This is a genomic window from Noviherbaspirillum saxi (assembly GCF_003591035.1).
GTDB classification, from domain to species: Bacteria; Pseudomonadota; Gammaproteobacteria; order Burkholderiales; family Burkholderiaceae_D; genus Noviherbaspirillum; species Noviherbaspirillum saxi.
The window spans coordinates 236,292-257,940 of the sequence record NZ_QYUO01000001.1 but is presented as its reverse complement, the minus strand read 5'-3'; the positions used below and the strand labels follow the sequence as shown (position 1 = coordinate 257,940).

The following is a 21,649-nucleotide window of genomic DNA, read 5'->3' as shown; positions in this document are numbered from 1 at the left end:
TGGATGACATGAAGATGAATACCTTGTTTCCGAAACTGCTGACGCCGTTGCTGGCGGCCATGGTTCTGGCGGGATGCGCGGCACCGGAATTGCGCGCGCCGGATATCGAGATCCCGTCCGGTTTCAAGGAGGCGAACATGGCCGATGCCGCGCGCTGGAAGCCGGCCGAGCCCGCCGAAGCCCAGCCGCGCGGCGAATGGTGGAAAGCCTTCAACGACAGCACGCTCGACAAGCTGATCGCCGACGCCACCGCGGCCAATGCCAACCTCGCCGCCGCCGCCGCACGGGTCAAGCAGGCACGCGCGATTGCCGGCGTCGCCGAAGCCGATCGCATGCCAGCCGTGAATGCGGAATTTGGTCCGCAACGCTTGCGCAACTCGGCGCTATCGCGCGGTCTGCCGGCAGGCACGGCGGTCGCCCCGGCAACGGTCTGGCAAGGGCGGTTGACCGCCAGTTATGAAGTCGACCTGTTCGGACGGGTGGGCAACAACGTCAGCGCCGCTCAGGCGGATGCAGCGGCCAGCGAAGCGACCTACCGCTCGGTGCTGCTGGCCTTGCAAGCCGATGTCGCGCAGACCTATTTCCGGCTGCGCGCGGCCGATGCCGAGCTGTCGTTCCTGAACGAGACGGTGCGGCTGCGCGATGAAAATGTGCGCATCAACCAGCGCCGCTACGACCTGGGCGATGTTGGGGAACTGGACGTGTCGCGCGCGCGCACCGAACTGTCGACGATACGCTCCGAAGCGATCGCGCTGGAACGGCAGCGCGCCCAGCTGGAACATGCGCTGGCGGTATTGCTCGGCCGTCCGGCAGCGGCATTCGGCGCCAGCAGCAATCCGCTGCTCGCGTCGTCGCGGTTACCCGGCATTCCGGCCGGCTTGCCCTCGGCCTTGCTGGAACGGCGACCGGATATCGCGGCCGCGCAGCGTGCGATGGTCGCGGCGAACGCACGGATCGGCGTGGCGCGCTCGGCGATGTTTCCCGCGTTGCGGCTGACCGGCGCCGGGGGCGGCGAATCGGACGATTTGTCGGATCTGTTCAAGTGGAGCAGCCGCAGCTGGGTGATCGGCGCGCTGCTGTCGCTGCCGGTGATCGACGGTGGCCGCACGCAAGCCAATATCGTGCGCAGCCAGGCCGCGCTGGAAGAATCGGTGGCCGGCTATCGGCAAAGCGTGCTGGCCGCGTTTGCCGAAGTCGAAGACAACCTGGTTGGCTTGCGCACTTTGGCCGGACAGGCCGAGGCGATCGATGAAGCGCTTGCGTCGGCCAGACGATCGGCCGATCTGGCGAACAAGCTGTACACCGCAGGACGCTCGAGTTATCTGGAACTGCTCGACGCCCAGCGCAATCTGGCGGCAGTCGAGCGCAGCGCCGTGCAATTGCGCGGTTCACGCGCCACCACGACGGTCGCGCTGATCCGCTCGCTGGGCGGCGGCTGGTAGGTTTGCAGGGATTTCAAGGAGAAGCGCGACAGGAAGAAATCCAGATTGCCGACGATTATTTCTGAAAACGAAATGGTGCATTGCGGCATACGCTGTTTTTCTCCTCACGCGCAATGGATAGACTGTGCTTCATCGATGAGCACACAACGCAGTGCGACTCTCGAAGGACTCACAACACTATGAGCCCGGAGTCATTTAACCTTATTGGAGAATTAACATGAATGCGAAAAATCTGATTGCTGCTGTTGCTGTTTTTGCCGCTGCCGGTTCTGCTTTGGCCGACAACACCTATCCTTACGTTGATCACAGCAACTTCGTATCGACCAAGACCCGCGCTGAAGTGATCGCTGAAATGAACCAGGCCAATGCCAACGGCCAGATCGCACGCCAGACCGAGTTCGTCGAATTCAATAACGTTGCCTCCACCAAGACCCGCGCCGAAGTGCGCGCCGAACTGGAAAAAGCGCAGGCGGATGGCCAGTATGCCGGCAACCGCACCCCGGAATTCTTCGAGTTCATCAACGTCGCATCGACCAAGACCCGCGACCAGGTGCGCCAGGAAGCCCTGGCAGCGGCGCAAGACAAGCGCGTTCCCGCCGGCGAGTAAGGTTCGCTGCTCCGGCATGATGCCGGAGCCCGGCGGTCGCCGCGAAGCCCGACCGCCATTGCTGTAAAGCGTCTCCCCCACTCTCTCCAAGAGTTGGATTTATGCCCGCAGATTTTATCTGCGGGCTTTTTTTATTTATGGCGTAGTCGGCGTCACATTGCGTTGTTTGCATGCGGGTACCTGAGCATCAATGATGCTTCTTTTTTTCCCTCGTCATGCTCGTGAAAGCGGGCACCCATGCCGACGTTGCGCTTCGAGTAGGAACATCTTGGTCGCTGCATTGAGCAAGCGGGTTATGGGTCTCCACTTTCGTGGAGATGACGGGGCATGGCGAACACATCGCATGCGGACGCAACGTGACTTCGGCGCGCGGTCCAGCCACTTCCCGTCGTCTTCCGGCTTGCTGTCGGCCAAGGCCATGTATGCGGTGAATACGGTTTTCTTTGCCGACGTGACGCGAATATCCGAGTGCGTCGATACTATGACACTGCAGCCCTACCGCTGACATTACAGATGACGATAAAGAGCTGTTTGTAGCTGGCGTGGAACCAGAGTATTCTTTCCTACATCACCGAAATCAATCTCCTTTCTTGCGGGTTGAATTACATTGAATATCGCCGGAAAACTGGGAGTTTCGATTCCATGAGTGTCTTTACATTCCTTGCACGGATAAAAATTGGGCTTAAACGATCGGTTCTTACGTGATCCGACAGAACCGTGCATATCCCAAATCGCAAAGGATGCTTCCTTCGAGACAGGTTTGCACGTAGCCGCCCAATTCAATCCCATCACTACACTGTAGAACCCTACCAAGTTAGACACGAGGTCTTCTTCACTATATCCGCTGTCCGTGATAAGCGAATATTTTTGCTGAAGGCTTTCGAAACCATGAGTGACTTCCATAAAGACCGATAAGGCAACCGCTTGTCTTCGCGCTACTGTCAATCCTTTCTTAATCCAGTAGGCCTTAAAGTGCTCAGAGGTGATGCCGAAGCGGGTCATTGATTGCCTATATCCGATAACGTGACTGCCCGGATAAACAGGCATGGTCAGCCCGCGCTCATGCAGCACGTCTTCCCATAAGTATCGTGCACTTCCATGTGGTCGGGTTTCTGAAGACCGCATGTGGCCTAAGTCCATCCAGCCGCAATTGCACGTATAAATTAAGCGACCGGTGGTAATGTCACCACGTTTCGACATGTGAATTTCCTTCCCAAGGGACTGTTTCGTAGGTTCGCTTTTATTCAGTCGATTTAGGCATCAGGACACTAATTAAAGTGCGTAACGCTAACTTCCAAATTGTTCGACATTGGTAAGGAACTAATAATGAATTCAAGGGATTCTCTGTCGCGATTGATGAACGTGGCCTGGTAAACCGTTTTTTTGTCACCTATCGGCACGTTAAGGGTTTGGGATGTATACGGCGCAAAGCCTTGCTCCCGCAAGTACGCGTTGATCTTGATGGCGAGCGACTGTTCGCTCTTTTCGCTAGTGGTGTACCAGATCGTGGACTCCGGTGGCTTTGGCCCATCTCCCGTGCTGGAGAAATATTGAGGAGTTCCTATAACGTCAAGGACTGGGACGTTGCGGATCACAGATGACAACTTTAGATAGAAATCAATCGAATGCGCTTGCGGATACGAGTTTTCTTCATGAAACGCGTAGTACAGGAAACCGAAAAATATGATCGGCAAGGCGGCTATAGCAGGAAGAGCTTTCTTTATGAATTTCAGCGGCAGTACCATCGCGAATAAAGTTATCAAAATTGCACCAAAAGAAGACTATCGTACTCGGGTTACGGATGTCAACGGTCACGATGGCCGTGGGCTTCACCGCTATCCAAGCAGCTTCAGCGCCGCCCGGTATCCCCACCACGCCGCCTCCTCGAACACTGAGAACCCCGACAGGTCGCTATGTGCAAAAAGTACGGAACCGTCGGTCTCGCGCAAGGCACGCAAGCCGGCATTGGAACGGAACCCGGGGCGCGGCGAGCACATGGCATGGGGCCGCAACGTGATATCCGCATGCTCGACATACCTGCCGAATTCTGCGCCGTAGGCCGCTTCGAGATCGCTTGCCGCAAGCGCAAGCAATTCATCCGGCGACGCCGTATCCAGCCACTTGCGGCCGTCGTCCGGTGTATGGCGCGATAGGGCCATGTAGGCACTGAATACAGTCTTTTCTGGAGGCGTCACGCGGATATCCTGATGCGTCGACACGACATAACCTAATCCCTTGCCCTGATATACGACGTTATCCCAAGATAGTGGCGCTTCGGCCTTCTCTCGTGGAAAGGAACGCATCAGGAAATTGGTCACCATCCATGGCGCATAGGCGGGCATGTGCGCGGCAGGATCGAAGCCGTAGTCCCGGATTGCATCAACGATTCCCGCCGCAACGAACAGCGGCATTGCGCATACGGCCTTTCGCGCATGCACAAGAAAGCTGCGTGGCTGTCCGTTCACGAACTCGACACAGAGGACTTCGACCCGTTTTCCATTCGGCTTCAATGTCGCCACGCTGGCATCCTTGCGCTGCTTGCCGGCCTTATCACTCAATGCGGAGGCGATGGGCTGCAAACCTCCAGGCCAGGTTAGCCATTCGCCGGTGGCTGCGTTTTCCGCCAGACCATCCCGGCTGCAGCTATAGTGCAGTCCCGCCCAAGCGGAAGTCTGTTCATAGCCGGTTCCGTAGTCGTCGCGACAGGTGTAGTCGAGATACCAGTGCAAGGTCGGCGACTTGTAGCCGGCCTGCTCTAGCCATTGCCGGAAGCTGATCCGGTCAAGGGCCTGCCATGCGGGATCGCTGGACGACAGGGCGCTGGGCAGTACGAACAATGGTTTGCCATCGGCACCGCGCGTCGCTTTCAGGTGCGCCATTGCCTGGAAAAAGCGTTCATGCTCATCCAGTTCCCATTGCGGTACGCCATCTTTCGGAATCAAGCCTTCCTGCCAGCTGCCATCGAACAATATGCGGTCCTGCGGCGCATGCAGGATGAAACGTTCGTCGTAATACGGGCGTTCGGCCGAGGGATTGCGCAGTAATATCCCGAGGTCATGCAGCATTTCGCGCACATGGAACGCGTCGCGCGTGGGCAACGGCAGGTAATGCGCGCCGGTCGGATAGGCAAGGTCGCCATGACTGCCGCCGGCGGCATTGCCATAGGGTTGAGGTCCGTCGACCATCACAAAGTCGCTGTGCCCTTCCTTGCGCAACTTCCATGCGGTGGTCAGTCCTGCAATGCCGGAACCCAGGATCACGACATCGGTGTCGATTGCATACGAAGGCGGCGGCAAGGCACGACGATCGCGCGCAAGATCGCGCAGGAAATGCCCTTGCTGCATGCCCGGCATGTGAATGGACGGCGTGATTTCCTGCCAGCGCCAATAGCCGGCCACGGAACCGAGCGCGGCGACCGCGCCTGCCCCCAGCAAAAAGGACCGCCTTTGCATCAGCGCACCGCCTGCCGCCAGTCGCGCTCGAATTGCTGGACCAGGGATTGGGTATCGAGCCGGTTCGGCGGCATGTCGAGGCGCGGCATGTCGGGCGGGAAGGTAAACATTTCCTTCGTCGTTTCGCCGTTCAGGTAACGCATCGTCAAACGGTATTGGCTGGGCGCTGCAAATTTCTGCTGCGGCGCCGCCATGATGAAACCCCATTCGCCGAACGAGGGCACATACACATGGTAGGGCGAGGTCTGGAAACCCGCTTCGCGCAGTGTCGCATCGACGGTCCAGTAGGCATGCGGGGCAAAAAACGGCGAGGTCGACTGGACCGCGACCAAGCCGCGTGCGGCCACATGTTTTTTCAACATGCTATAAAAAGGCACCGAATACAGCTTGCCGAGCGCGAAGCTCGACGGGTCGGGAAAGTCGATGATCGCCGCATCGAATACCTGGTCGGTGTTTTGCAGCCACAGCGCCGCATCGGTATTGATCACCGTGACGCGCGGGTCGCGCAGCGACGCATGATTGAGACGCACCAGTTCTTCACGGCTGCCGAACGCCTCGGTCATCGCGGGGTCGAGGTCGACCAGCGTCACATGACGGATATTCGGATAGCGCAGCACTTCGCGCAGTGCCAGCCCGTCGCCGCCGCCGAGTATCATCACCGAGCGTGCCCAAGGCAGAGACTCCAATGCCGGATGCACCAGCGCTTCGTGATAACGGTATTCATCGCGCGACGAGAATTGCAGGTTGCCGTTGATGTAGAGCCGGAGATCGTCTTTCCATTTGGTGATCACCAGCCGCTGATACGGCGTCGATGTGGAAAAAACGATGTCGTCGCCGAACAATCCATGCTCGCCCCACACCACCAGACGATCAGATGCGGCGAAGCCGCCGGCCAGCACAAACAACACGGCGCTGGCACGCAGCATCCGCGCGCCGACATCGCGCAATTCGCGGCGGAATGCATGGATCGTCCAGCACGCAACGCCGACATTGAACATGCCGAACAGGAAGCCGGTGCGCACCAGCCCGAGATGCGGCGCCAGCACCAGCGGAAACAATACCGATACGGCAAGCGCGCCCAGGTAATCGAAGGTCAACACCTTGCTCACCAATTCGCTGAAGCTGGTTTGCCGTGCATTCAGCGCGCGCATTACCAGCGGCACTTCGGTGCCGACAAACATCCCTACCAGAAATACCAGCACATACAGCATGGTCCGGAACGGCGCGCCCATCCATGCATAGGTCAGGAACAGCACCGCCGCCGACAGGCCGCCGACCAAGCCCACCGCCAGTTCGATATCGATGAAGCGCGCCAGCACATCCTCGTCCTTCACGTACTTGGACAGATGCGCGCCGACGCCCATCGCAAACAGATAGCAGCCGATGATGGTCGAGAACTGGAAGATCGAATCCCCGAGCAGATAGCTCGACAGCGCGCCGGCGATCAGCTCGTAAGCCAGGCCGCAGGACGCGACCACGAAGACGGAAAGGATCAGGATATGCTTGCTCATGAATGCGGGCAGTGGCGGGGCCGTAGGCTTGTGAAATCGATGAATTAGCGATGAATTAACGATGCTCTGGAAAATGCTGGACAGAGGTAATAATTGGATTAGTATATTGGCAAGCCAAATTCCCGAGCGATGACTATCCAGCGATGAATACTCTACCCGCGTTTGCCAACTATCTCATTTATCTGCTGACTGCCGGCATCCTGCTGGTTTTTTTCTTTGTGGTCTATACCCGCGTCACGCCTTTCAACGAAGTATTGCTGATCCGCCAGGGCAATTGCGCGGCCGCGCTGTCGCTGGGCGGCGCGATGCTCGGCTTTTCACTGACGGTTGCGTCCTGCATACTGCATACCTCCAGCATCGTGCCTTTCGTGCTCTGGACCATAGGCGCGCTGGCGGTGCAGCTGCTGGCGTATATCGTTACCACCAAGCTGATGCGCATTTCGAAAGAACACATCGAATCGGGCAACATCGCCTTCGGCGGCATGCTCGGCGCGATTTCCCTCTCGGTCGGCGCGATCAACGCCGCCTGCATTTCCTGATCAGCAACCAGCCAAGGATACCCATCATGAGCGTTTTTTCTTTCATCAAGAAACAATTCATCGATGTCCTGCAATGGAACGAGGATGCCGAAGGCGTGCTGTCCTGGCGCTTTCCGATGGAGGGGTTTGAAATCCAGAATGGCGCGGCACTGACCGTGCGCGAATCGCAGATCGCGGTATTCGTCAATGAAGGCCAGATCGCCGATGTCTTCGGTCCCGGCAATTACACGCTCACCACCCGCACGCTGCCGGTGCTGACCTATCTGCGCAACTGGGACAAGCTGTTCGAATCGCCATTCAAGGCCGATGTGTTTTTCTTCAGCACCCGCATCCAGACCGGCCGCAAATGGGGAACACCGCAGCCGATCACGATCCGCGACAAGGATTTCGACATGGTGCGCATTCGCGCATTCGGCATGTTTTCGTATCGCGTGGCCGATCCAAAACTGTTCTTCACCGAGCTATGCGGCACCCGCGAAATCTATACGCGCGACGATGTCGAAGCCCAGTTGCAAGGGATCATGCTGTCGACGATGGCGACTTCGCTCGGCGCATCCAATATTCCCTTCCTCGACATGGCGGCCAACCAGGCGCTGATGGCGCAGCAGGTCAAGGGCGACCTCGGTACCGCCTTCGCGCGCTATGGCCTTGCGCTCGACGAATTCAATGTCGGCAGTATCAGCCTGCCGGATGAATTGCAGCAGGCGCTCGATGCACGCATCGGCGCCGGCATGAAAGGCGGCCTCAGCGCGGGCAAGATGGAAGGCTTTACCCGTTTCCAGACCGCAGAAGCGATTCCGCTGGCCGCGCAAAACGAAGGCGGGCTGGCCGGTCTCGGCGCCGGCCTGTCGGCCGGGATGGCGGTCGGTCAGGTGATGGCGCAAGGTCTGGGCGCGGGCGCACCTGCTCCTGCTGCTGCTCCTGCCGCGCCAGCGGCCGCTGCAACTCCGGTGCAGCCAGCCGAGGATTCGCTGGAAGCCCGCCTCGAAAAACTGAAAGGCTTGCTCGACAAAGGCTTGATCTCGCAAAGCGACTATGACGACGCCAAGGCGAAAGTACTGCAAAAATTGATCGGCTAGGGCGCGTGTAGATGCAGAATGTTTCCTGCCCGAGCTGCGGCGCGTCGGTTATCTTCAAATCGCATGCCTCGGTCATGGCGGTATGCGAGTATTGCAAGACCACCGTGCTCAAGGATGCGGACGCGGTCAAGGACATGGGCCGCATGTCGGCCGTGCTGGAAGATTATTCGCCGCTGCAGATCGGCACCGCCGGGCAATACGGCAAGGTCGCGTTCACCGTCATTGGCCGCATTCAGCTGCGTTACGCGGAAGGCATCTGGAACGAATGGTATGTGTACTTCGACGATGGCCGTCCGGCATGGCTGTCGGATGCCTCCGGCCAGTACACGCTGACCTTTGAAAAGCAGGATGAACGCGCATTGCCGGCCTTCGACGAACTGCAGCCGGGACATGCCTATCCCATCCTCGGCCAGAACTTCATCGCATCCGATATCCGCAGCGCGGAATGCACCGGCGGCGAAGGCGAGTTGCCTTACCGCGTCGGCGCAGGCTGGCAGGCGAAGGTCGCCGACTTCCGTCGCGACAAGAGTTTTCTGACGCTCGATTATTCGGAATCGGAACGGCCGGCCATCTATGCCGGCAACAGCGTGACGCTGGAACAGCTGCAATGCCAACTGCTGCGCGATGACGACACGGTGCGCGACAGCGCCGGCAAGATCCGGCAAAAGGTTGACGCGCTGGCCTGCCCTTCCTGCGGCAGCGGCGTACGCTTCGTACCGGGCGTCACGCGCGAAATTATTTGTCCAAGCTGCCGTTCGCAGGTCGATACCACGACCCGGGTAGCCATCGTGCTGGAGGCAGGACACCGGATGGCCGCAGCCAGCACGACGCTGGAACTGGGCGCCAGTGCGAAGATCGGCAACGCCTCGCATGAAATCATCGGCGTGATGACGCGCAGCGACGATGAAGGCGAAAGCTGGACCGAATACCTGATGCACAATCCGCGCGGCGGCTTCACCTGGCTGATCGAAACCGACGAAGGCTGGTATCGGACCAAGGTGCTCGACGAATGGCCGGAATGGAGCGGCGGCGACAGTGCCCGGCTCGGCGCGCAAACTTTCAGCAAACGGTATGACTACACGGCAACGGTCAAGTTTGCGGCCGGCGCTTTCAACTGGCGCGTCAACGCCGGCGACACGGTGCGCGTGGTGGAATTTGAAAATGGCAAGAACCAGCTTGCCGCCGAACTGAGCAATCATGAACTGACATGGTCGCTATCGTCGCCGGTCCCATCCGATCAGATTCGCGCATGGTTCGGTACGGCGGTCAAGGCGGAAAAGCTGTCGCCGAAAACGCCCTTGCTGACGATTGCCAAGTATTTCCTGTACGGCATGCTGATCTTTAACGCGGTACCCTTATTGTTTTCATTCAGCGGTACCTGGAAGTTTTTCCTGTTTTCGGCAGCGGCGATCTATGTACCCGCGCTGATTCTGCAAGCCATGGATGATGAAACATCATGAGGGGCAAATTCATCATCTATGGCTTGATCGTGTCGCTGACCTGCACCATCGTCAGCTGGAACAAACTGCTGTCCGGTAGCAGCGTATGGTCGAACACCGGCTCGGGCAGCAGCTGGAGTTCAAGCTCCGGCTCCTGGAGCGGCGGCAGCGGAGGACATAAATGACAGGCACGCACCAGGCTTCGGGCATGCACTTGATCGCCGATCTGTACGGCATCGACGACACGCAATTATCTGATCCCGATGCCATTGAAAAGCTGTTGCGCGAAAGCGCGGTGGCGGCAGGCGCCACCATCATCTACAGCCACTTCCATGTCTTCGGCGAAGGCCAGGGCATCACCGGCGTCGTACTGCTGGCGGAATCGCATATATCGATACACACCTGGCCTGAACTGGGCTTTGCCGCCGCCGATGTCTTCATGTGCGGCAGCGCCCGGCCCGAGGTGGCGGTCGACATCATGGTCGACGCGTTGAAACCGACGTCGACCAGAATCCAGCATATTGCGCGCGGCAGACCGCAAGGAATTTCAGGGAATGAAGCCGCTCGGTCTGACGCCGGAATTGAACGGGCAATGGAGACGGTCGCGCATTGTTTTCCATGTACGCCAAGAAACTAATTCAGCAGGTGAAAAAATGAGCAGCCTTTGCGATCCCAGCCGCGCCACTTTAGTCATCATCGATTTGCAGGAACGCCTGATGCCGGCCATCCACGACAGCGCGTCGGTGGTCGCGAATGCGCTGCGTCTGGCGCAGACCGCCAGGCTGCTCGCGGTACCGGTCGTCGGCACCGCGCAAAGCCCATCCGGCCTGGGGCCGAATGTGCCCGAGATAGGGGCGCTCTGCGACAGCGTGATTGCAAAGACCGATTTCGATGCCTGCGCCGAACGGGCATTCATGGACTTGCTGCGCGAAGAGCGCGGCGACCTGATTATTGCCGGTTGCGAAGCGCATGTATGCGTATTGCAAACCGTGCTGGGGCTGCGCGCACGCCAGCGCCGCGTGCGCCTGGTGGCCGATGGGATCGGATCGCGCGTACCGTTCAACAAGACCATCGCACTGGAGCGTGCCAAGGCCGCCGGAGCGGAACTGGTGACGACGGAAATGGTGCTGTTTGAATGGATGCGCAACTCGACGCATCCACGCTTCAAGGACATGCTGAAGCTGATACGGTAAGCTTGCAGTCTGACCTTGACCCACCCGCTTTTCGACGCATCTTGCCCATGAAAATTCAATTCGCTTCCGACTTGCATCTCGATATATTGCAGCAGCAGTTTCCCGGTTATCGGGTGATTGAACCAACCGATGCCGATGTACTGGTGATCGCCGGCGATATTCATCATGGCGCCGGCGCACTGGAGGCATTTGCCGATTGGCCAGTGCCTGTCGTGTACGTGAACGGCAATCACGAGGCTTATCACGAAAACTATCCTGACCTGATCGGCAAGCTGCGGCAATCCGCTTCATATGGCAGCGTACGCTATCTGGAAAACCAGGAAACCCGTATCAGCGGCGTGCGCTTTCTCGGATGCTGCCTGTGGACCGATTATCTATTCAGCGACATCGGACCGGAGCTGGCGATGGCCGAAGCAGAAAAGATCCTGTACGACCATCGACTGATTTCCACGCATGAAGGCAGTTTCAGTGCCGCCGATGCATTGCGGATGCACCGGCAATCGCGGGCATGGCTGAGTGCAAAGCTGGACGAAGTCTTCGACGGACCGACCGTGGTGGTGACTCACCATGGCCCGCATCCGCAATCAGTACACCCGCGCTTTGCCGGCTCGCCATTGAATGCGGCTTTTGTCAGCGACCTGACGGAGTTGATGGGAAAGGCGGCGCTATGGATTCATGGGCATGTACATGATAGCTTCGACTACACGATTGCGGGCACGCGTGTGGTTGCCAATCCGCGAGGCTATGCGCTCAATCGGCGTGCGGCGGGATCGGTGGAGGAAATCGAGTGGGAGAATGCGCTGTTTAATGCGCGTTTGGTGGTGGAGGTTTAGACGGGCGGAGTGATGTGTGGTTGGCTAACTTATTTTGCGTTTCCTGAACGCTGCCTCACTGCTTTTCGGGATAAGTTGATCGGCAAAGACATTTCAGCAAGATGTTGTTTTCTCCCCTCGCCCGCAAGCGGGAGAGGGGCGGGGGTGAGGGTGTTAGCAAGAGTACTTGCGTTCACATATATCTTTAATCCCCGTCTTTCATTTGATTTATAGGCAAACGTTCAATCACTTGGCAATCGCCCTCATCCCCGGCCCTTCTCCCGCTTGCGGGAGAAGGGAGTCGATATATCTGTTCGTCCCGTACACTTACACCCGATCTAATCCCCAAACCTCCCCAGCTCCAGCCGCAGCAACGCCAGCATCTCCTGCGTAGAAAAACCACCCATACCCTCGCCACCATCCAGCAAGCTTTCCGCCAACTCCCGCTTGCGCTTGTGCAGTTCGACGATGCCTTCTTCTATCGTATGTCGAGCGATGAGTCGGTAGATCGTCACCGGCCGCTGTTGCCCGATGCGATGCGCACGATCCGAAGCCTGATCTTCGACCGCGGGGTTCCACCAGGGATCCATATGGATCACATAATCGGCCGCAGTCAGGTTGAGGCCGGTACCTCCCGCCTTCAGGCTGATCAAAAATACGTCGCCATCGCCAGCCTGGAAAGCCTCGACACGCTTCTTGCGTTCCTGCATCGGTGTGGACCCATCGAGATACTGATAGCGCACGCCGCGCTGGTCCAGCCATGCACGGATCAGGCTCAGGTGATCGACAAACTGGCTGAACACCAAGGCCTTGTGGCGGTTTTCCAGCAATTCATCAAGCAATTCACCGAACACTTCCAGCTTGCTGCTTGTCAGGCCGAGATCCGGCGCAACCAGATTGGGATTGCAGCAGGCACGCCGCAGCTTCATCAATTCGGTGACGATCTGCAACGCCTTTTGCGTCGCCGGCATGTCGTCTTTTTCCAGACGCTCCAGCGCGATGCGGCGCAAGGCTTCATACAGCGCGGTTTCCTCGTTGGTCAGATCGACATGGCGAACCATTTCTGTACGCGAGGGCAACTCGGCCAACACCTGGGCCTTGGTACGCCGCAGCAGGAAAGGTTGAATCAGCCGTCGCAGCCGCGTCCTGACGCGCACATTCTTGTGCCGCTCGATCGGCAGTGCAAAGCGTTCATTGAACTCCTCAGCCGAGCCGAGCAGGCCCGGATTGATGAAGCGGAACAGGCTCCATAATTCGCCGAGATGATTTTCGATGGGCGTGCCGCTCAGCGCCATCTTGAACGCGCCCTGCAATCCCATCACCGCCTGGCTGCGCTTGGTCTGCGCATTCTTGATCGCTTGCGCTTCATCCAGCACGATGGTGCTCCAGCGCACTGCAGAAAAGCGTTCGGCTTCCTGCTGCAGCAAACCGTAGCTGACCACCACGACATCGAAACCCTGCAAGCCATCGAGCGTGCGCTCGCCGCTGCCAAACAGCACGACCTTCAGCGTCGGCGCGAATCTGGCTGTTTCGCTCATCCAGTTCGGACATACCGACGTAGGCGCCACCACCAGCGCCGGGCCTTGCGGTGCACGCAGAAGCAACAAGCCCAGAGTTTGTATGGTCTTGCCCAGTCCCATATCGTCGGCCAGACAGGCGCCGACCTTCCAGTGCGCCAGCCGTGCCAGCCGTTGGAATCCGGCGAGTTGATAGTCGCGCAATTCCGCCTGCAGGGTCCCGGGAACCTGTGCGACATAGTCGTCGAGCTCGCCGAGTCTGCTTACATGTTGCATCCATGCGGCGTCGGAATCACATGTGCCGGCATCGTCCGCCAGTTCGGCCAATGCACTCGCCGCCAAGGGGTGCACCTGTATCTGCTCGCCGTCGAATTGGCTGACGTTCGCGAGTTCGGCAATACGTCTATGGAATTCTTCGGTCAATGCGACGAAGCGATTACCGTCGAGCGCGATGAAACGCCCCTGCCCTTGTTGAGCATCGAATAACAGGCGGCGCAAATCGAGCACCGTCTTGTCATCGATGCGCAATGCGCCATTGGCTTCGAACCAGTCGCGATCGCTTTTTACCGACAATTGCAATTGCTGCGGGCCGGCTTCGGCAACGATACGGAAACGCTCTCCCTGCGGCCAGGCCAGCAAGATGTCTGGGCAGCGCTGCAACTGCATCAGCAATTCCAGACAATGCTGCGGCTCGGCGAGATACCAGTCGCCGTGTGCATCGACCGCATCGGCCAGCGCCGGACAGGCATCGAGCAAGCGAGCCGAGGCCATGCGTTCGGCGGCAAGGTCGCGCTTTGCCTGCAGACGATTGCCGGCCACATCGGCAATCACGTTTTCCCTGCCCTTGCCAGGCATGTACGACGCGCCATCAGGACCGAACGGCTTGATCAGCAATTGCATCTTCAAACCATCGCCGTAGGGCAGCAAATGCACGTGCAGCCGGGTATCCGCATTCACCGGCGCGGCATCGATATCGTCGACGCCGGTTGCAATGTCCGACTGCACCGGCACCAACGTGGAGACCGCACCGACCGCCTGCAACAGTTTGGCCTTTGCATGCAAGGGCACGACCAATGCATGGTCGATGATCGCGGCGATCTGCCGGTGCTCTTCCTTGATGCTGAAAATGCGCAAGCGCGCCGCGCCTTCCATGACGATCAACACTTCGCGGCGCGAGCTATGGTCGACTGGCGGCTGCAGTCCGAGTTGCAGCGTTCCTTGCTGTTCAGTCAGCATCAGCTCGATGGTGCCCGACAGCAGCTCTACCCTTTGCTCGGGCGTGTCTTGCCAAAACATCAGCGGATGCCCGATCAGGGCGAGCAGCGCCTTGTCATTGTCGATGTCGTAACTGACACCGCGATAGAAGGAGGTACTGACACCGATTGCGGACAATACCGCACGATCCTGCGGCATCAGGAAATCGAGCGCATCGGTTTCGTCGCGCAAACGCTTGAGCGCAACCGGCCGCCCTTTACCCCATTCACCGCTGGTATCGCGCCGCTGTTCCCTCGGCTCGATCTCGAGCGATTGCCGGGACGGATCATAGTTGATCATCCATACCAGCCGGCCTGGCGCTTCCGTCTTCGCCGCGACACGATCCGCGCGGCGCAATTCCATCAGTGCCGCCAGCTGCCGTTCCCACGGTTCCTGATGTTCGAACCAGTCGCACAGATCGTCAAGACCGTGTTCCCGACGCAGCGACAATGCCGGTTCGCGATAAGCACTTTCACCGAGGCGGGCCAGCAAGGCGGCGGCCTGCGCGGCAACCCAGCCGAAGCCTTCCGTTTGCGCGCGCGCATAGACCTGCGCCACGCGTTCAATCGTCTGCGCGGTGAGCGGCTGACCGAGCCAGTAACAGGTCAATGCATGGAACAACGCGGGAAGCATGTCGTCGCCGATGGCACGCTCCACCGTTGGCAATGGTTCAGCCTTTTGCGTTCCGATCCGGGCATCGTGCAAGGCAACCAGCGCCGCGAAACTGCGCTGGCTGCCTTGCGACGAACGCTGGGCCAGGGTGAAGAAGGATTCAGCGAGTTTCTTGTGCCGCGGCTCGCTGGAACGCATCATTGCAAGCACGCAGAACACACCGCTGCTGCCATCGACAAATACATTGCGCTTGCCGCTTTCCTTGCGCAAGGCTTTGATCGCGTTATCGAAGCCGGCGATCGCCTTTTCCTGCTCACCGCGCAGTAACAGCATGGCAGCCTGCGTGATACCGGCGGCAGCGCTTGCGCAATTTTTCAGCAGGGCTTCCACTTGCGACAGCCGGCCGCGCAGCAACAAATGCTCGGCCAGCGCCAATGTCAGCGCTTCCGTCTTCCATGCCCCGCATACCAAACGCTGCTCGCTCCAAGCGCGCAACGGTTCCACATTTTCCGGTTCATTCTGCGCATGCGACAGCAGGAATATCATCACATCGTCCTGCAGCGCCGGATGCAAATGGCCGAGCAATTCCGGATCAAAGGACATGCCAAACAGTTCGACATAGGGATGCCGCCGGCGAAACTCGGGAAAGCGCGCGCAGGTATCGAGCCATAGCGCAATCCTTTCCGGCGGCTGCGCCTGCAGCAGCGCCATGCGCAGGCGCGCCAATGCTTGCCTGTACGTACGCAGAAACATGTAGCCGTCATAGGTGCGGCCGACCGGGGTGGCGGCTTCGGCAGCGCGGCATAGTGCGCCGAAGCCATCGCCTGCCAGCGCAATCCGGATCACCGGCAGCACGATGCCATCCACACAAGTCACCGAATTGGCGGGCGCTTCAATCGCCAACTCTTTTTCGCACAATAAGGCGAGCACATCGGCGATAGTCGCGGCGACAAAGACATCGCCGTCTTCATCGGCGGCACCCAGCATGCGCAGGCATTCAAGCAGGCGCAATTTGCCAAGCGGCTCGCCGTGCAGCGCAAGCAGCGACAACACCGTTGTCTCGATGGCGGAACAATTGTCGAGTTGTTGAGTGAGATTGGATCCGGTCATGTCGGCCGGTGTGTGGCATGTTGACGCATGAAGCAGCGGGCGAGGCGGGTCGCTTGGCGATCGATGTGGAACCTGGTCATGGGACGCCATTTTACCCGCTGTGGCACACAGGGTCAGCGATCAAGTTCCTTGTAGGCGCGAAAGATCCCCTCATTATTGAATGGTATGCGCCGCTTGGATTTCAGATATGCCTTGATCCTTGGGCGCGCGACAACGCGATCATGCAAGGCGACCAGTAAAGGATAGTCCGGTTCTAGCCGCTTCATGGTCTTGGGAAAGGCATAACGCAATCCGGCGATCACCTGAAACATCGACAGGTCGACATAACTCAGCGTATCGCCGACCAGCCAGGCATCGCCATCGGGATTACGCTGCAGCAGGGTTTCAAAATAATCAAGAAACTTGGGTATCCGTGCCTGCGTAAAGTCTTCCGCGCGGCGGCGCGCTTCGGGCTTTTGTTCTTCGTAATACAGTCCGTTGCCGATCGGATGATGGCTGTCGTGCGCTTCGGTCACCAGGTCCGCGATCGTCAGTTGCAATTGATGTACCCAGAGTCGCGCTGCCTCGCCCTTGGGCACCAGCTCCAGCCGCGGCCCGAGGAAGAGCAGGATGTTGGCGGTTTGCCCGATCACTTGCCTGCCGGCTTTCAGGAAAGGCGGTGCAAACGGTAGGCGTGCGAGTTCGGGACTTTCCATCAATCGCATCATCGCCGCCATGCCCATGCCGCTGCGTTCCGAGCGGCGCGCGACATCGACATAATTGGCGCCGGCTTCTTCCAGCGCCAGCCGGACAAATTCGCCGCGCCCTTGTATGCCGGGCCAATAATACAGTTCATAGCGCATGCAGGGCCTCCTTCGTCGGTTGATCTCTATGGATATCTCTATGGATTGTAGTGAAAAACCGACCTTGCCATGACGTGCCGCAAACGTCTTTGCGACACAGAAATATTTTCATGCATCGGGCACGCAGCTGACTCATACGGTCAGGTATTTGGCTCGCGATGCCAACCACCAACGACGCCGACCACCCGACACTCAACGTAAGCTACATGCTCGTCAAGCCGCCTGTCGACCGCGATCAGGCCGCAACCGACATTCATGCAAAAGACTCCGGAGGAGCAGGCAATGCGAGACAAATACAAATTGGTCGGCCCGATCTATGACTGGTTGAGCACCGTCTATAGCGGCAAGTCCATCCACCGCTGCAAGGTGGCGATGCTGGACCGTTTGAAGCCCGGCGACAAGGTGCTGTTCGCTGGTGTCGGGCATGGCATGGATGCGGTGCATGCGGCACGGCTCGGCGCCGAGGTGACGGTCGTCGACTTGTCGGAAACCATGCTCAAAAAATTTCAGGCGAATCTGGAACGGGAAAACGTCGGCATCCGCATTCACCATCTGCACAGCGACATCATGCAGGTACAGGAATACGAACAGTACGACATGGTGGTCGCTAATTTTTTCCTCAACGTCTTTCATGAAGACAGGATGGTGCAGGTGCTGGAACATTTGATCCGGCTCGGCAAGCCGGGCGCGGATGTGGTGGTCGGCGACTTTGCCTTCCCCAGCGGGAATGTGTTTTCGCGCATGTTGAAGACAGCGTACTGGTACGGCGCGGTACTGTTCTTTTGTCTGCTGGCCGGCAATGCGCTGCACCGGATTTACAACTATCCGGAGTCGATGAAAAAACTGGGCTTGCAGGTACGCGAGCAAAAACATTATCGGTTGATGCTGCTGGATTGCTATTGGTCGGTGCTGGGCAAGAAAGCCCTTTGATCGCCGCAACACGGAAGCGCTGCTTGTCCGTCATCCAACGTTCTATCCTGCTCGCTACGGGAGCCTGAATTGTCCGATCACGCATTTGTACTCGATCATCCTATCGCCGCCGGCGTTGCGCATCTCGACATGGCACGCCGCATTGCCTGCCTCAAGCAATTCGGCTCGCATTCCATGTCGTTTTCGACGCTGCAGCCCGACATGAGTTACTTCGACAAACCCGGCATCGGTTACATCGCCTATGCGCGGCACTGGGGCATGCGCTTCGTGCTGGCTGATCCGGTCTGTCACCCGCAGCACCAGGAATTGATGCTGGACGACTTTCTGGCGACGTTTTCCGATGCGGTTTTCGTACAGGTCAGCAAGCCGGTGATCGACCATTTGCATCATCGATACCGTTACTACGGCACGCAGTTCGGCAGCGAATCCAAGGTCGATCTCGGCAACTGGTCGCTGCGCGGCGGCAAGAAGCAGATCATCCGTACCGCAATCAACCAGGCGCGCAACCAGGGGCTGGAAATCCGGGAGAGCGGCTTCGATCCGGAAGTCAGAAAAATTTCGCAGGCGTGGATACGCACGCGCCGCTGCAAGAACAATGAAATCCGCTTCCTGATCCGTCCGATGCTGATCGATTACCGCGAAGGTACCCGTTACTTCTATGCCTACCATGGCGGTGAAGCAGTCGGCTTCGTGTTCTTCGATCCGATTTACCAGAACGGCAAGCTGGTCGGTTATGTTCCCAACATTTCGCGCTCGTCGGCCAACTTCAAGCAAGGCTTGTGGTATGCGCTGATGGCGCATGCGATGGAAGTGTTCAAGGCGGAAGGTGTTGCCTATATCGATCTTGGTCTGGTGCCGCTGATGATGGACCGCAGCGTCGAACCGCAAGAGTCGCGCCTGCTGCGCGGCACGATGTCGGTTATCCGCGAACGCATGGATTTTCTCTACAACTTCAAGGGGCTGGAATTCGCGAAGTCGCGCTTCCAGGGCACTGTCGAAAAAACCTATTGCGCGCACCGCAGCGCATTGCCGGCGCTGGCGATGACAGCGATGTTCCGCCTGACCCGCATCCTTTGATCATGGAGGACTTGATGAGATCGACCATGCAGCCAGCGCGTAGCCCATTGAGCGTATGCGCAAGTCTTGCCGGCAAACGCATCCTGCTGACCGGCGCCACCGGTTTCCTGGCCAAGGTGGTGCTGGAAAAACTGATACGCACGGTGCCGGATATCGGTTGCCTGATCCTGCCGATCCGTAGCACCGGCAGCGCAGCGAGCGCACACGAACGGTTTGAACGCGAAATTGCCAGTTCATCCATTTTCGACCGCCTGCGCAGCGAACGGCCGGACTGGCTGCGCGGCTTTTTTGCCAACCGGATCGAATGCTTGGGCTGCGAAATCACGGAAGCCGGCTTCGGTCTACCGGCTTCGCGCTTCATCGAACTCGCGGGCAAAGTCGACGTCATCATCAACGCAGCGGCCAGCGTCAACTTTCGCGAACCGCTCGACGCCGCCTTGCGCATCAATACGCTCAGCCTGCATCACCTGACGGCACTGGCGCGCGCGGCCGATGCACCGCTGATCCAGGTATCGACTTGCTATGTCAACGGCTTTCACCGGGGCGACATGCATGAAGAAATGGTGGCGCCGGCGGGCGCTGCCATTCCGCGTCATCGCGACGGCCACTACGATGTTGGAGGGCTGTACCGCGCGCTGTCGCAAAAGATCGCCCGCATCAAGAATGCCGGGCTCGATCCGCTACAAGAGGAACGCAAGCTGACGGACCTGGGCATACGCGCGGCAAACCGTTACGGCTGGAACGACACTTACACCTTTACCAAGTGGCTGGGCGAACAAATTGCGATACAGGGCATGCAAGGGCGCACGCTGACCATCGTGCGCCCGGCCATCATCGAAAGCACGTTGCAGGAACCGGTGCCCGGCTGGATAGAAGGCGTGAAAGTCGCCGATGCCATCATCCTCGCTTACGCACGCGGCAAAACACGCTTCTTTCCGGCCCAGCCCAATGAAATCATCGACATCATTCCGGCCGACCTGGTCGCCAACAGCATCGTGCTGGCCACGGCCGAAGCATTGCAGGTGCCGGGCGCGCATCGGATATATCAATGCTGCAGCGGTTCGAGCAATCCGGTGCGCCTGGGTGAAGTAATCGGGCTGCTGGAACAGGAATCGAAACGCAACTGGCGCCGCTACGACAAACTGTTCTATCGCGAGCCGACGCATGATTTCCGGGTCGTGCACCATCGCCTCTTTCGGTTGATACTGGCCGCGATACGCTTCGGCACCGGTACATGGCGCACTGTGCGAGCGCTGACTGGAGCGCGTCGGGAATCGGCTGCGCTGGAAGCCGTGCGCACGACCCGGATGCTGGCGCTGACGTTTTCGTTTTATACCCAGCCAAGGTATCGTTTTCACAATCGCAAGCTGCTGGCGCTGGCGCAGCGCTTCGGCGTGGAAGGCGATGTCCTGTTTCCAGTCGATCCGGCAACGATAGGCTGGGAAGACTATCTGTGTCGCGTCCATATGGCGGGGCTGAACCGCTATGCGTTACGTCGTACCAAAACGGCAGTGACCACGCCACCGGCCGTGGTGGAGGAAACCCCGGTTACAACGGAGGCGGCGGCCGGTTAACAGCGTATCAGCAGTTCTATGGCCGTCGTCGTATCATGTGTCATCCGATCGGAGGAAGCCATGAACGAAACGACAGGCCAGACGGACTGGCGTGAAAACGGCGTACGGGTGGTGCACGGCGACAACCTCGACACCAATACGCCGCAGACGCCCGGCATGAACCGCGCGGCGGCGATCAATTACGCCCGCGTCGGCGCGCAGAAATTATGGGCCGGCACCGTGACCATCCATCCCAATGCCAAGACCGGCGCCCATCATCACGGCGCACTGGAAAGCGTGATTTACGTGGTGCACGGACATGCACGCATGCGCTGGGGCAATCAGCTCGAGTTCACTGCCGAAGCCGGGCCGGGCGACTTCATTTATGTACCGCCTTATGTGCCGCATCAGGAAATCAACGCCAGCCAGCAAGAACCGCTCGAATGCGTGGTGGTGCGCAGCGACAATGAAGCGGTGGTGATCAACCTCGACATCGCCGCAGTGGAAGAGCCGGAAGAAGTGCACTGGGTTGACCCCATTCACAAGCATCCGCACGCCTGACGGCTTGCGCAGAACGTTTTGCTGCGCGATAAGTCTTATCTTCTCGAATCATTTCCGAGTTGCATGCTCCGATAAGGAACGTGTACGGAATAAGTTACCGATTTGGACGCGTCTGACGG

The 21,649-nt window shown here is 58.8% G+C and carries 20 protein-coding genes; 14 read left to right on the top strand and 6 right to left on the bottom strand.

Features of this window, described 5'->3' with window-relative positions:
• Nucleotides 1-8 precede the first annotated feature (8 nt).
• The 3 genes from D3871_RS01335 (at nt 9) to D3871_RS30095 (ending at nt 2,554) form a co-directional block, all read left to right on the top strand.
• On the top strand, nt 9-1,442 hold the full coding sequence (locus D3871_RS01335) for an efflux transporter outer membrane subunit (RefSeq protein WP_233575632.1): 1,434 nt from the start codon (nt 9-11) through the stop codon (nt 1,440-1,442).
• A 217-nt stretch (nt 1,443-1,659) separates the two neighbouring features.
• On the top strand, nt 1,660-2,049 hold the full coding sequence (locus D3871_RS01330) for a DUF4148 domain-containing protein (protein WP_119767273.1): 390 nt from the start codon (nt 1,660-1,662) through the stop codon (nt 2,047-2,049).
• A gap of 343 nt (nt 2,050-2,392) precedes the next feature.
• The gene (locus D3871_RS30095) at nt 2,393-2,554 is read left to right on the top strand and encodes a hypothetical protein (protein ID WP_158597843.1); all 162 of its coding nucleotides are present in this window, start codon (nt 2,393-2,395) and stop codon (nt 2,552-2,554) included.
• A 2-nt stretch (nt 2,555-2,556) separates the two neighbouring features.
• Here D3871_RS30095 and D3871_RS01325 read toward each other — a convergent pair whose 3' ends face one another.
• From D3871_RS01325 to D3871_RS01310, 4 genes are all read right to left on the bottom strand, one after another.
• Nucleotides 2,557-3,249: a hypothetical protein gene (locus tag D3871_RS01325; RefSeq protein ID WP_119767272.1), complete on the bottom strand. Its 693-nt coding sequence runs from the start codon at nt 3,247-3,249 to the stop codon at nt 2,557-2,559.
• 68 nt (nt 3,250-3,317) lie between these two features.
• The gene (locus D3871_RS01320; protein WP_119767271.1) at nt 3,318-3,794 is read right to left on the bottom strand and encodes a hypothetical protein; all 477 of its coding nucleotides are present in this window, start codon (nt 3,792-3,794) and stop codon (nt 3,318-3,320) included.
• A 90-nt stretch (nt 3,795-3,884) separates the two neighbouring features.
• Nucleotides 3,885-5,501, bottom strand: coding sequence for an NAD(P)-binding protein (locus tag D3871_RS01315; RefSeq protein ID WP_119767270.1), 1,617 nt, complete (start codon nt 5,499-5,501; stop codon nt 3,885-3,887).
• Nucleotides 5,501-7,012: a polyamine aminopropyltransferase gene (locus D3871_RS01310; RefSeq protein ID WP_119767269.1), complete on the bottom strand. Its 1,512-nt coding sequence runs from the start codon at nt 7,010-7,012 to the stop codon at nt 5,501-5,503. The genes D3871_RS01315 and D3871_RS01310 overlap by 1 nt, the downstream gene beginning before the upstream one ends.
• Nucleotides 7,013-7,155: 143 nt before the next feature.
• On the opposite strand from D3871_RS01310, the gene D3871_RS01305 reads away from it, so the two are divergent.
• The 7 genes from D3871_RS01305 to D3871_RS01280 are packed head-to-tail and all read left to right on the top strand — an operon-like array spanning nt 7,156 to nt 12,095.
• On the top strand, nt 7,156-7,551 hold the full coding sequence (locus D3871_RS01305; protein WP_119767268.1) for a DUF350 domain-containing protein: 396 nt from the start codon (nt 7,156-7,158) through the stop codon (nt 7,549-7,551).
• A gap of 26 nt (nt 7,552-7,577) precedes the next feature.
• Nucleotides 7,578-8,630, top strand: coding sequence for an SPFH domain-containing protein (locus D3871_RS01300; RefSeq protein ID WP_119767267.1), 1,053 nt, complete (start codon nt 7,578-7,580; stop codon nt 8,628-8,630).
• Nucleotides 8,631-8,641: 11 nt separating this feature from the next.
• Complete coding sequence (locus tag D3871_RS01295) at nt 8,642-10,090, top strand: DUF4178 domain-containing protein (RefSeq protein WP_119767266.1); 1,449 nt, start codon at nt 8,642-8,644, stop codon at nt 10,088-10,090.
• Nucleotides 10,087-10,254, top strand: a complete 168-nt coding sequence (locus tag D3871_RS30090; RefSeq protein WP_158597842.1) for a hypothetical protein — start codon at nt 10,087-10,089, stop codon at nt 10,252-10,254. The genes D3871_RS01295 and D3871_RS30090 overlap by 4 nt, the downstream gene beginning before the upstream one ends.
• Nucleotides 10,251-10,706 (top strand): adenosylmethionine decarboxylase, encoded by a 456-nt coding sequence (gene speD, locus D3871_RS01290; RefSeq protein WP_119767265.1) that lies wholly within the window; start codon nt 10,251-10,253, stop codon nt 10,704-10,706. Before D3871_RS30090 ends, speD begins: the two co-directional genes overlap by 4 nt.
• Nucleotides 10,707-10,722: 16 nt before the next feature.
• On the top strand, nt 10,723-11,262 hold the full coding sequence (locus tag D3871_RS01285; protein WP_119767264.1) for an isochorismatase family protein: 540 nt from the start codon (nt 10,723-10,725) through the stop codon (nt 11,260-11,262).
• 47 nt (nt 11,263-11,309) lie between these two features.
• Nucleotides 11,310-12,095, top strand: coding sequence for a metallophosphoesterase (locus tag D3871_RS01280; protein WP_119767263.1), 786 nt, complete (start codon nt 11,310-11,312; stop codon nt 12,093-12,095).
• A gap of 317 nt (nt 12,096-12,412) precedes the next feature.
• Here the strand turns inward: D3871_RS01280 and D3871_RS01275 are convergent, their stop codons facing one another.
• Entirely contained in the window at nt 12,413-16,567 is a 4,155-nt protein-coding gene (locus D3871_RS01275) for a DEAD/DEAH box helicase (RefSeq protein WP_119767262.1), read from the bottom strand.
• Between the two features lie 113 nt (nt 16,568-16,680).
• The gene (locus D3871_RS01270) at nt 16,681-17,409 is read right to left on the bottom strand and encodes a glutathione S-transferase (protein WP_119767261.1); all 729 of its coding nucleotides are present in this window, start codon (nt 17,407-17,409) and stop codon (nt 16,681-16,683) included.
• A 282-nt stretch (nt 17,410-17,691) separates the two neighbouring features.
• On the opposite strand from D3871_RS01270, the gene D3871_RS01265 reads away from it, so the two are divergent.
• The 4 genes from D3871_RS01265 (at nt 17,692) to D3871_RS01250 (ending at nt 21,530) form a co-directional block, all read left to right on the top strand.
• Nucleotides 17,692-18,339, top strand: coding sequence for a class I SAM-dependent methyltransferase (locus tag D3871_RS01265; protein ID WP_119767260.1), 648 nt, complete (start codon nt 17,692-17,694; stop codon nt 18,337-18,339).
• Between the two features lie 69 nt (nt 18,340-18,408).
• Nucleotides 18,409-19,416 (top strand): DUF2156 domain-containing protein, encoded by a 1,008-nt coding sequence (locus D3871_RS01260; RefSeq protein ID WP_199724711.1) that lies wholly within the window; start codon nt 18,409-18,411, stop codon nt 19,414-19,416.
• A 14-nt stretch (nt 19,417-19,430) separates the two neighbouring features.
• Nucleotides 19,431-20,990 carry a fatty acyl-CoA reductase gene (locus D3871_RS01255; RefSeq protein WP_233575475.1) on the top strand — a complete coding sequence of 520 codons (1,560 nt, stop codon included), beginning with the start codon at nt 19,431-19,433 and terminating at the stop codon, nt 20,988-20,990.
• Between the two features lie 60 nt (nt 20,991-21,050).
• Nucleotides 21,051-21,530, top strand: coding sequence for a cupin domain-containing protein (locus D3871_RS01250; RefSeq protein ID WP_119769807.1), 480 nt, complete (start codon nt 21,051-21,053; stop codon nt 21,528-21,530).
• Nucleotides 21,531-21,649 lie beyond the last annotated feature (119 nt).